At 30.2% G+C, this 10,639-nt stretch carries 14 protein-coding genes; 8 read left to right on the forward strand and 6 right to left on the reverse strand.

What is annotated here, in order from left to right; all coding sequences use genetic code 11:
- Positions 1-329: 329 nt before the first annotated feature.
- Positions 330-1,220: a LytR/AlgR family response regulator transcription factor gene (locus OM075_RS20000; protein ID WP_301192325.1), complete on the forward strand. Its 891-nt coding sequence runs from the start codon at positions 330-332 to the stop codon at positions 1,218-1,220.
- Here the strand turns inward: OM075_RS20000 and OM075_RS20005 are convergent.
- Positions 1,217-1,663 (reverse strand): DUF4395 domain-containing protein, encoded by a 447-nt coding sequence (locus OM075_RS20005; RefSeq protein ID WP_301192326.1) that lies wholly within the window; start codon positions 1,661-1,663, stop codon positions 1,217-1,219. The genes OM075_RS20000 and OM075_RS20005 overlap by 4 nt on opposite strands.
- A gap of 161 nt (positions 1,664-1,824) precedes the next feature.
- On the opposite strand from OM075_RS20005, the gene OM075_RS20010 reads away from it, so the two are divergent.
- Genes OM075_RS20010 through OM075_RS20025 form a run of 4 tightly spaced genes read left to right on the forward strand, consistent with a single transcriptional unit; the run spans position 1,825 to position 4,744 of the window.
- On the forward strand, positions 1,825-2,259 hold the full coding sequence (locus tag OM075_RS20010; RefSeq protein WP_301192327.1) for a Fur family transcriptional regulator: 435 nt from the start codon (positions 1,825-1,827) through the stop codon (positions 2,257-2,259).
- 4 nt (positions 2,260-2,263) lie between these two features.
- Positions 2,264-3,127, forward strand: a complete 864-nt coding sequence (locus OM075_RS20015; protein ID WP_301192328.1) for a metal ABC transporter solute-binding protein, Zn/Mn family — start codon at positions 2,264-2,266, stop codon at positions 3,125-3,127.
- Positions 3,128-3,166: 39 nt separating this feature from the next.
- A complete protein-coding gene (locus tag OM075_RS20020) occupies positions 3,167-3,916 on the forward strand; it encodes a metal ABC transporter ATP-binding protein (protein ID WP_301192329.1) in 750 nt (249 codons plus the stop codon).
- Between the two features lie 9 nt (positions 3,917-3,925).
- Positions 3,926-4,744, forward strand: coding sequence for a metal ABC transporter permease (locus tag OM075_RS20025; protein ID WP_301192330.1), 819 nt, complete (start codon positions 3,926-3,928; stop codon positions 4,742-4,744).
- Here OM075_RS20025 and OM075_RS20030 read toward each other — a convergent pair.
- A complete protein-coding gene (locus tag OM075_RS20030) occupies positions 4,727-5,398 on the reverse strand; it encodes a 2-C-methyl-D-erythritol 4-phosphate cytidylyltransferase (RefSeq protein ID WP_301192331.1) in 672 nt (223 codons plus the stop codon). The two genes, OM075_RS20025 and OM075_RS20030, sit on opposite strands and share 18 nt — an antisense overlap.
- Positions 5,399-5,489: 91 nt before the next feature.
- Here OM075_RS20030 and OM075_RS20035 point away from each other — a divergent pair, with 91 nt between their 5' ends.
- Positions 5,490-6,845 (forward strand): M28 family metallopeptidase, encoded by a 1,356-nt coding sequence (locus OM075_RS20035; RefSeq protein ID WP_301192332.1) that lies wholly within the window; start codon positions 5,490-5,492, stop codon positions 6,843-6,845.
- Positions 6,846-6,898: 53 nt separating this feature from the next.
- Positions 6,899-7,567 (forward strand): DUF2461 domain-containing protein, encoded by a 669-nt coding sequence (locus tag OM075_RS20040; RefSeq protein ID WP_301192333.1) that lies wholly within the window; start codon positions 6,899-6,901, stop codon positions 7,565-7,567.
- Positions 7,568-7,665: 98 nt separating this feature from the next.
- Here OM075_RS20040 and OM075_RS20045 read toward each other — a convergent pair whose 3' ends face one another.
- Complete coding sequence (locus tag OM075_RS20045) at positions 7,666-8,121, reverse strand: toxin-antitoxin system YwqK family antitoxin (RefSeq protein ID WP_301192334.1); 456 nt, start codon at positions 8,119-8,121, stop codon at positions 7,666-7,668.
- Between the two features lie 246 nt (positions 8,122-8,367).
- A complete protein-coding gene (locus tag OM075_RS20050; protein WP_301192335.1) occupies positions 8,368-8,721 on the reverse strand; it encodes a carboxypeptidase-like regulatory domain-containing protein in 354 nt (117 codons plus the stop codon).
- Positions 8,722-8,861: 140 nt separating this feature from the next.
- On the opposite strand from OM075_RS20050, the gene OM075_RS20055 reads away from it, so the two are divergent.
- Positions 8,862-9,551 carry a ComF family protein gene (locus OM075_RS20055; RefSeq protein WP_301192336.1) on the forward strand — a complete coding sequence of 230 codons (690 nt, stop codon included), beginning with the start codon at positions 8,862-8,864 and terminating at the stop codon, positions 9,549-9,551.
- A gap of 10 nt (positions 9,552-9,561) precedes the next feature.
- On the opposite strand, the gene OM075_RS20060 is transcribed toward OM075_RS20055, so the two are convergent.
- Positions 9,562-10,248 (reverse strand): SIR2 family NAD-dependent protein deacylase, encoded by a 687-nt coding sequence (locus OM075_RS20060; protein WP_301192337.1) that lies wholly within the window; start codon positions 10,246-10,248, stop codon positions 9,562-9,564.
- Positions 10,249-10,432: 184 nt separating this feature from the next.
- Positions 10,433-10,639: transketolase-like TK C-terminal-containing protein (locus tag OM075_RS20065; protein ID WP_435873484.1), on the reverse strand; the 207-nt coding region annotated here is incomplete at its 5' end.

The following is a 10,639-nucleotide window of genomic DNA, read 5'->3' on the forward strand; positions in this document are numbered from 1 at the left end:
AAAAAAAGCTGTTCCAACGTTTTGGCAACAGCTTCTTTTGCACTAGCAAAATCGAAAAGGGTAAAAAAATAGTAGTTACTTATTTTTTTCAATCATTCTCATTATATCATTCCCCTCATTCAAGGTTAATTCAATAATAAAAAGCAAGCGTTTTATTCTCTTGCAGTACAAACCAACAAAACACTGAAGACTTCTCCAACAAAATGGTATTGTACCCGCTGTGTTGGTTTAAAAATGGGTATTCTGGGGTGAATTTTGCAAATAAGGGATGTATTTTTCAAATGTATTTTCCTCTGGTTTTGACAATTTTTCTCTTTAAATGTATTTAGTTGATCAAATTTATAATTACTTTCGTGGATGATATGGATTTGAACCAATTAATACCAGCATATTTAGTTTCTAAAAAGAACAGTACACGCTTAGTTCTTTTTACGGCTGGCTTTGCCTTACTATTTATTAACCTCTATTCTCCTTTTGACGTTAGAAACTGGTTTGGTTTATCATTAAAATCTCAGGAATTATTCTTCTATTCAAGCCTTATTATATTAACTGGAGTGCTTGTTGCAGTTATTTCAAGAGTCATATTATATCACTATAACAAGAAGAAAATCAAAACAAAACTATGGGCATTTCTCTTAATTATCATGCTCGAAGTTTTCTGTATGGCTTTATTCTTTACTATATATGAATCTGTATTTATTAAAGATGACAACCGAACTTATCTTGAGGTTTTTAATGTATCTGTTCAAAATACAGCTTTAGTACTACTTTTGCCATATGCGGTTTTATGGTTGTACTTTTCATGGTTAGATAAAAACCATAAAATAAAGGAACTCATTGAATCTGAAGAAAAAATAGAATTTGATGCGAACTCAATGATTCCTTTTCTTGATGAAAAAGGAACTATGCGTATAACCTTAAAAATGGATGATATTCTATATATTAAAGGAGCAGATAATTATGTTACAATTTATTATAATAAGAATAACGCTATTAGTAAATTTCTTTTAAGGAATACCATTAAAAATTTAGAGCAGAGATTTATTAACCATCCAATAACAAGGTGTCATAGATCTTATATGGTGAATTTTGATAAAATAAAAGTTATCAGAAGAGAAAGAGGTGGTCATATTCTGGAGATTGAAACTGATCCACCTATTGAAGTTCCTGTATCAAAAACCTATATTAAGGAAGTGTTTCAACTATTTGAAAACAATTAATTTTTTGAATAAAACGGATTAACAAATAGAGTAAATACCCAACAACCTACACAAAAATTAACTACACACTCTAATCCGGCAAATAATATGAGTATTGCTGAAAATAAATAACTCAGATTTTCAAAACCAAACACACTTAATGCTAGGATTATAAAAGTAAAAACAAAACCTAATCGGGCTGCAAAAATTTTAGGAGCTTTATTAATCAAGCGTTCATTACCCCAGGAAAATTGACCATGTATCTTCTTTGACAAAAAAGCAATTGGACTATATTTTGTTTTTGCAAATCCTCTAATAAAGAAATCGATAACTAACAGGACTAAAACCATTAATTGATTACTTAATAAATATGTCGTAAGTAAACCAAGAACTAACAAAGCTGTTATCCTTGGAATATTAACGAAAACCTTCTCACTTGAAATCGGACAAACCACATTCTTCATATCTATTTATTTTATATGTTTTATATTTCCTTTATAAACGATATTTAAAACATAAAGTTTTCTAAATAAAGCATATATATCCTACTCCTTTTGTATTATTTTTGTTGCAACACTGTTGCATTTAGAATAAAGTTCTCATATCTTTACGAAAAATTAAACACATGGATATTGCTGATTTTTTAAACAAGAATAGAATAAAGGCAACATCAACAAGAGTTCAGCTTTTAAAAATTTTAGCATCCAACCCCTATCCTTTGCAAGCCAAAGAGATTGAAGACAAATGGGATTCTAAAATTGACAGAGTAACACTTTACAGAACATTAAAAACATTAGTTGCTAAGAAGGTAATACACAAAATTGAAGTTAATGAATTAATTACATGCTATAATTTTTTTAATCCAGAGGATCATAATACAGAAAATCCGGAACATGCACATTTTCATTGCAATAAGTGCGATAAGGTGATATGCCTGCATGATTATATAAATGAAACAAAACCATTACCTACTGGTTATATTCAATCTAAAACAAATATTGTTATTGAAGGCATTTGTAAGTTTTGCAATGTTAATAAAGGAAACACTAAAGAAAATTAAACACATGAACAAAATTGCATTATATATATTAACTATAGGATTATTTATTTCTTCTTGCTCCAATAAGGTGGGTAACAAAAATCACATCGTTGTAAGCATACTTCCGCAAAAGCAATTAGTATCCCAATTAGTCCCTGATGATTTTAAAGTTACAACTATGGTAACTCAAGGGAATAGCCCGGCAACCTATTCTCCATCACCAGTTCAAATCAAAGATGTTAACGATTCACATCTATACATTAAAATTGGAAATATAGGTTTTGAACAAGCATGGATTGATCGTTTTTGCGAATTAAATCCACAACTTAAGGTGGAAGATTCATCTAAAGGCATAGAATTCATAAGGGGAGAGGCTGAAATACATGGTGATCATGTCCATGAGGGGGGTATTGAACCTCATATCTGGACATCACCAAAAACCATGCTTCAGGTTGTAGAAAATACCAAAGACATTTTAGTTCATAATTATCCTGAATTAACACAAACAATAGAATCGAATTACATTACCTTAAGGGATTCATTAATAAATATTGATTCTCTATATACACAAAAACTAAACAACTTTAAGGGCAAAAGTTTTCTAATATTTCATCCTGCATACACCTATCTTGCAAGGGATTACGGATTAAAACAGATATCCATTGAGCATAATGGTAAGGAACCTAGCGTTAAATGGATCCAGAAAATAATTGATTTTGCAAAATTAGAGAATATTAAGGCAATTTTTGTACAGGAGGAGTTTGACAAAAGAAATGCAGAAATTATTTCAAAAGAACTTGACATAGATATTATTGAAGTTCATCCTCTTAAAGAGGATTATGAAACTGAAATGAAAGACTTATTAAATAAACTTGAAACTATATTGTAAGCATTTTTATTATTCCTAAAAAATAGATATATCCAAAGTATGGACCGTACACCCATCATAAATATTAAAAATGTATCCGCAGGATATTCACCTGATAAAATCATTCTTAAAAACATAAACTTTACTGTTTACAAGAATGACTTTATTGGTATTATTGGTCCTAATGGAGGAGGTAAATCTACTTTATTAAAAGTAATTCTTGGATTATTAAAACCTCTCAACGGTGAAATTTCTTACAAAGAAAAATCGTACAACAAGGTAAACATCGGTTATCTACCACAAATTAATACAATTGATAAGGATTTCCCCATAAAAGTAATTGACGTTGTGCTATCAGGTTTAATGAATGGCAACCCATTTAAACGTTTCTCAAGACCAGAGAAACAAAAAGCTATTGATTTATTATCTAAAATGGGATTAGAAAAGTATCAAAACAATCCTATTTCTAAATTATCAGGAGGCCAAATGCAGAGAGTTTACCTATGTAGAGCTATTATCAATAATCCTGAGCTTTTAATATTAGATGAACCAAACACTTATGTTGATAAGAACTTTGAAAAGGAATTGTATCAGCATCTTATTGAGCTCAATCAAAAGATGGCTATTCTTTTGGTTACACACGACATTGGAACCATTTCTTCTGTAGTAAAAACAATAGCCTGTGTTAATGAAAAACTACATTATCACAATTCAAATATCATTTCTGAAGAAGTATTAAAAACATACAATTGTCCATTTGAACTAATAACACATGGACACATTCCACACAGAGTTCTGGATAATCATTAATAAAAACACATGCAAGAAATTATTTCTCTTTTAGGCTTTTCTTTTTTTTCTAATGCAGTCATTGCAGGTTTATTAACAAGTATTATTGCAGGAATTGCCGGAACATACATTGTTTCACGTAAAATTGTTTTTATTAGCGGAGGGATTACTCATGCCTCTTTTGGTGGAATTGGACTTGCATATTTTTTAGGTTTAAATCCTTTTTTTGGAGCAGCTGTTTTTGCAGTTTTATCAGCTCTTGGAATTGAATGGTCTACGCAAAAAGCCCAGGTTAGAGAAGACTCAGCAATTGCTATTTTATGGTCATTAGGAATGGCTATCGGAATTATATTTGTATTCCTTACTCCTGGTTATGCTCCTAATTTAATGAGCTTTTTATTTGGAAACATATTAACAGTAACCACTACTGACATCATAACCATGTTAGCATTAACCGTACTTCTAATTGCAGGAATTACATTATTTTATAGATTAATTCTTTACATTGCTTTTGATCAGGAATACACAAAAACATTAGGTTTTAACACCACAATTGTACGTTATATCATCTCAATCATCATAGCATTATCTATTGTAATGAGCATCAGAGTTGCTGGTATTATACTTCTATTGTCACTATTTACTATACCACAAGCCATAGCCAATATATTTACACACGACTTTAAAAAGATGATTTTTATTTCAATCGCCTTTAGTTTCCTAGGTGTACTTACCGGTTTAATTGGTTCCTATTACTTTAATTTACCTTCGGGTGCTATTATTATCTTCACTTTAATAATATTCTGGTCAATATTAAAAGTTACCATTAAACTATTCCGAACTCATTAAAGCCTCGGCTATAATCAAATCCATTGGAGTAGTGACTTTAATATTCTCACGATTTCCCTTTGCTAAATGGATTTTGTAACCTGCTTTTTCATATACACTGGCATCATCAGTAAAAGACGCATTAAATAGTTGTTCATATGCTTTAACTAATTTATCTGATGCAAAAACTTGCGGTGTTTGAACCATTTTGTAATACTTTCGGTCTACGGACTTGCTATTATCATTATCAACAACTCTAATAGACTCAATTGCATCGGTTACAGGAACAGCTGACCCAGTTTCTGCAGCTGTTTCAAAACAATCCCTTAATGTTTCATCTGAAACCAGTGGACGAACACCATCATGAACACCTACTAAACATTCTTCCTGTATCTTAACTAATCCATTTTTAACACTTTCGAAACGAGTTTTTCCTCCTTTTGCAATCTTACAACTGATTTGAAAATTATACTCAACGCATAATTGCTTCCAAAAATCAATTTGATTTTCTGGTAAAACCAACACAATCTCCATTGAGTGATCAAAAGCAATCAATCGTTCAATGGTATGCATTAAAATTGGTTTTCCCTTAAGATTAATAAATTGTTTTGGTAATAGACTTTTCATTCTGTTACCAGAACCTCCGGCAACCACAATCATTAATTTCTTCATCATTTAATCTCATTAATACTTGTCGATAAAATTACTATTTTTAGTTAATCATAAATAAGAATTTTGGTTTTCAACTTTATCTCCACTAAATAATATGTACTATTCAAATCAAAAAAATTACCGAATAATTATTACAGTTATCATTCTTACAATACCATATTTACTCCACTCTCAAGCCTCAGAAAAAGAATTAAAGCAACATGTTATTCAATTATCGAGTGATAAATTTGAAGGCAGAGGAATTAATACGAATGGAATCAGATACGCAGAAAAATATATACTTACCTCTATTATTCAAAATAAATTAAACAAAGTAAATAATTCATACAGGCAAGAATTTACTATAAATGGATGGAAAATTTCCTCACCATTTATTCCAACTTTAATCATTAACAACGACACCTTACAATACATTAATGATTTTTATGCACTTGGCAACAATAGCTCAGATAAAAGTAGTCTTCCTGTCTTCTCTTTAAATAATCCTACCATTAAGAATATAGATTATAACTTTGCTTTAATAACAGATAACATTAATGACACAGCAAAAATCAATACAGAATTTTTAAAAGCTATTCTTATCGAAAACAATGATTCTTTAATTTTTAATCAATTGATAGAAAGCAATATGATCGGAAACTTAGATTCTATAAATGATTATTTGTACATCACTAACAAAAACATACCAACTTACTATTTAAACAAAACTACAACTGACAAATTCAACAAATTAATTACCAAAACAAATAATAATATTCAACTTGAATTTTCACCAATTAACAAAAACACCATAATTAATCCTTCAAATATTTTAGGAATGATTAAAGGTTTATCAGATGATAGCACGATAGTTTTATCTGCTCATTTTGATCATATTGGAATCAACCATGGAAAAATAAATCCAGGTGCAAACGATAACGCATCAGGTGTTTCTGCCTTGTTGGAAATAGTCAGAGTTCTCTCTTCAGAAGAAACGAAACCCAAATACAATATTCTATTTGCGTTTTTTACTGCTGAAGAGATGGGATTATATGGGTCGAGATATTTTACAGACAACTCTCCAATACCTTTAAAATCAATAATGGCTAATATCAATCTGGATATGATTGGAAATAAAGATCCATTTCATAAAGATGAACCAAATTTTATTTACGCCTACGGACCAAAGGAAACCAGCTCATTTTTAATGAATAAAATAGACAGCATCAACAAAAAAACGCATTACTTAAAACTTGATTTCTTTGAACAGGATTCTATTATGGCAAATAGATTTTTAAAAATGTCGGATCAGGCCAACTTTATAAAATCCGACATCCCTGCATTATTTCTTTTTAATGGCTTAAGTCCTAATTACCACAAACCTATTGATACCTACAGAAAACTTGATTATAGGAAAATGAAAAATGTTTGTAATTTGACCATTGATTTAATCAAAGATTTAGTGTATTAACTTGAAAAAGAAATGGATTACTTTTAAATTGTATGATATAAAACCATATAGATATGATACCTTCAACAATATTTGATTTTCTGAAAGAACTGACTGTTAACAATAACAAAGAATGGTTCAATGATAACAAAAGTAAGTATCAAACAGCCAAAGACGATTTTGAAAGTTACATTGATCAGCTCATTGCATTGGTTCACTCTATAGATCCAACTATTGGACATCCACATGCTAAGGATTGTATTTTCAGGATATATCGGGATGTAAGGTTTTCTAAAGACAAATTACCATACAAAAATAACTTTGGTGCATATATTGCCCATGGCGGCAGAAAAAGTCCTTATGCAGGCTATTATTTACATATTGAACCTGACAATAGTTTTATTGGTGGAGGAATTTATTGTCCACAACCTAAAATTTTAAAAACCGTCAGAGAATCCATTATGGACAACGCTGAAGAATATGTTGATATTATCAAAAACAAAACCTTCAAAAAAACATTTCCTGAAATATGGGGAGAGAAGGTAAAAACTGCACCAAAAGGTTTTTCTAAAAACGATCCAAATATTGATCTGATACGCCCTAAATCTTATGCCTTAATAACAAACTTAACTGACGAAGAAATTCTGGATCCTAAATTTGAAAAACAAGTAATTAAAACCTTCAATATAATGAAACCGTTTAATGACTTTTTAAATATTGCCATTAAAAAAGGTCTATCATAACAATCACATATTCAGACTATTCATATAAAATAAACACTTGGTATTAGGCAATAAAAAAAGGAGATAGTTAATTATCTCCTTTTTATTTTATAACGTATTTAATACTTCTTTTTATTTTTTAGTTTTCCATCCTCATCGTAGATTTTCCAAACTCCGACTTTTTCACCTTCTTTATACTCCATGTCGTATCGTAAAATTCCTGATTCATCATATATGAACCATTTTCCGTGTTTAATACCATCTTTATAGTTAGCCACACCTAATTTTACTCCCTTGTCATTCCATGTTTCCCAGAGGCCATCCATTTCATTATTTTTATAAGAACGAACTTCCTGCTTTAGTTTGTTGTCAAAATAATAAGTAGAAACGCCTTGTTTTTTCCCCTCAACTACGGACATTTCAACCCTTTTATTTCCACTCGGATAATATTCTACATAACTTCCAGTGTACAATTCCCCCTGTTCATTGTAGTATAATCCATCAACTAAATTAATTTGTGCTTGGCTGATAGTAACTATACATATCATAGCCAAAATGGTCATCATTATTTTCATGGCTTTTAATTTTAATTGTTATTAAAAAGCCTCCCATTTTAATTACAACCGTTGTTGTAATTTATTTTCCCTGTGTGAATTATTAATGTCAAATTAACATTGAATTTACATTAAATACAAATTTTCAATGTTAAGTTTTACATTAAATTAACACACAAGTATTATAATACTGATTTCCAGGCACAAAAAAAAAGACTACTCAAAAATTAAGCAGTCTTTTATTATCTTAAAAACATTAATTGCAAACTATTCTACATGCTCCATCTTCACCATAATAGGACCATCCTTTTCGGAAGTAGAAACATGAATATCTTCAGACTTTGAATCTTTATAAGACACAATCTTTGCTGTTATATCATAATCACCTTCTTTAACATCTTCAAAAACAAAATTACCTTCAAAATCAGAATATGTCTTTTTATCTGTTCCTTCTAATATAACCTCAACTCCTACCAAAGTTTCTCCACTTATATTATCTATAACTGTTCCTGAAACATTTAACAATGAAACTGAATTATTATTATTTTTCGATTTTTCTCCTTTAAAGCTACTTAATCCAATAACTGCAACTAAAGCTATTATTAATACATTAATTTTCATAATAAACTATTTTATCTGTTAGCTAATTTTCCTGTTTGTAAAAGCAAATTTACACCACCTACATTACCTATTTATTACCAACAGTTTATATATACTTTAATAAATTATTACCTTTATGAAATTAATCTTAACTAAACCTTATGTCGTACTTAAAGAGTTTTACCCGCTTATTTTTTCCTGAAGTTTGCAGCATCTGTGGAAGAGGGCTATTTAGTCATGAACAAATTATTTGTTCTGTATGCAAGCTCAATTTACCCTTAACAAATTTTCATCAATACAATAAAAATCCCGTTGAACTAACTTTTTGGGGAAGAGTTGATATACAAAAAGCTACATCCTTTTTACTTTATACAAAGGGAGAAATCGTGAAAAACATTCTTCATTCAATAAAATACAGGAACAACAGATTACTTGCAGAAGAAATGGGAAGGCAATTTGGTCTGGTAATTAATGAAAGTAATATATTTAACCACATTGATATGATTATTCCGGTTCCTCTACATCATAAAAAACTTTTAAAAAGAGGATATAATCAAAGTGAACTTATTGCCAATGGGGTGGGAAAAGTATTAGATAAACCCATAGAGACCAACATCTTATACAAAACTGCCGATACAAGTACCCAAACTAAAAAAACCAGATATGAACGATGGGAAAATGCAGAAAATATTTACGCATTACTAAATGAATCTTCTTTAAATGATAAGAATATATTGCTTATTGATGATGTATTAACAACTGGAGCCACATTGGAAGCTTGCTGCCTGGCTTTTAAAAATACTAACGTTAAATCTATAAACATAGCTACACTGGCTTATGCTGCTAACTAACAGGTAATATTTAATTTAGATCCATCATTTCAAAAAACTTTTTCATTCCTACAGATGCTATTTCCTGAATATGAACAATATTTTGTTTGCTTTGATATGCAGGTTTACCTGGATCAATAATATACACCGGGACAGAATCTGATACAAAGTCAATTAATCCTGCAGCAGGATATACATTGAGCGATGTTCCTACTACTATAACAATTTCAGCTTTTGAAATTATATGAATAGCTTCTTCCATTACAGGTACAGCTTCACCAAACCAAACAATATGTGGTCTGAGTTGACTTCCTTTTTCACAAACATCTCCAAATTTTAGCTCCCAATCCTTCATCTCATATACCAAAGATGAATCAACAGTACTTCTAACCTTCTTTAATTCTCCATGTAAATGCAAAATATTAGAAGAGCCCGCTCTTTCATGCAAATCATCTACATTTTGTGTAATAATGGATACATCATAAAAATTTTCTAATTTAGATATCAGTTGATGCCCTTCATTAGGTATACATTCAAAAAGCTGCTTTCTTCTCTGATTGTAAAAATCCATAACCAAATCAGGTGTATTTTTCCAGGCAATTGGACTAGCCACTTTTGTTACATCATACTGTTCCCACAAACCTCCCATATCGCGAAATGTTTTAATGCCACTTTCTGCACTCATTCCAGCTCCGGAAAAAACTACCAACTTTTTCATATACTCTAATTTATTTTCATCGGTCAAATGGTTCTTACAAAGAAATTTAATCATCCTCTAGTATGATCATTAATACTAATTGTTCGTCTTATTTAAGCATGATGATTATATAATTAAACCTTTTTCAATAAAAAAAGCAACCTCAAATGAGATTGCTTTTAAATATATTTTGGTTGAAAAATAATTATTTCAACATATCAACTACCTGATTGAAAACATTATCAGCAGTAAAACCGAATTTTTCATCTAATACAGTGTATGGACCAGAATAACCAAAATGATCTAATCCCCATACAGTTCCATTAGCTCCCACAAGACCTTCTAATGTTACAGGTAAACCTGCTGTCATACCAAATCTTGGAACATCAACTGGTAAAACTTCGTTTTGATA

Source organism: Plebeiibacterium sediminum (genome assembly GCF_026013605.1).
In the GTDB taxonomy this organism is placed as follows: domain Bacteria; phylum Bacteroidota; class Bacteroidia; order Bacteroidales; family Marinilabiliaceae; genus Saccharicrinis; species Saccharicrinis sediminus.

What these genes read in the sequence shown, in the direction of transcription:
- OM075_RS20015 (WP_301192328.1), top strand. Translation starts at nt 2,264, where the DNA reads ATGAACAAAATTGCATTATATATATTAACTATAGGATTATTTATTTCT.
- OM075_RS20030 (WP_301192331.1), bottom strand. Translation starts at nt 5,398, where the DNA reads ATGATGAAGAAATTAATGATTGTGGTTGCCGGAGGTTCTGGTAACAGA.
- OM075_RS20060 (WP_301192337.1), bottom strand. Translation starts at nt 10,248, where the DNA reads ATGAAAAAGTTGGTAGTTTTTTCCGGAGCTGGAATGAGTGCAGAAAGT.
- OM075_RS20020 (WP_301192329.1), top strand. Translation starts at nt 3,167, where the DNA reads ATGGACCGTACACCCATCATAAATATTAAAAATGTATCCGCAGGATAT.
- OM075_RS20050 (WP_301192335.1), bottom strand. Translation starts at nt 8,721, where the DNA reads ATGAAAATTAATGTATTAATAATAGCTTTAGTTGCAGTTATTGGATTA.
- OM075_RS20045 (WP_301192334.1), bottom strand. Translation starts at nt 8,121, where the DNA reads ATGAAAATAATGATGACCATTTTGGCTATGATATGTATAGTTACTATC.
- OM075_RS20025 (WP_301192330.1), top strand. Translation starts at nt 3,926, where the DNA reads ATGCAAGAAATTATTTCTCTTTTAGGCTTTTCTTTTTTTTCTAATGCA.
- OM075_RS20010 (WP_301192327.1), top strand. Translation starts at nt 1,825, where the DNA reads ATGGATATTGCTGATTTTTTAAACAAGAATAGAATAAAGGCAACATCA.
- OM075_RS20055 (WP_301192336.1), top strand. Translation starts at nt 8,862, where the DNA reads ATGTCGTACTTAAAGAGTTTTACCCGCTTATTTTTTCCTGAAGTTTGC.
- OM075_RS20040 (WP_301192333.1), top strand. Translation starts at nt 6,899, where the DNA reads ATGATACCTTCAACAATATTTGATTTTCTGAAAGAACTGACTGTTAAC.
- OM075_RS20035 (WP_301192332.1), top strand. Translation starts at nt 5,490, where the DNA reads ATGTACTATTCAAATCAAAAAAATTACCGAATAATTATTACAGTTATC.
- OM075_RS20005 (WP_301192326.1), bottom strand. Translation starts at nt 1,663, where the DNA reads ATGAAGAATGTGGTTTGTCCGATTTCAAGTGAGAAGGTTTTCGTTAAT.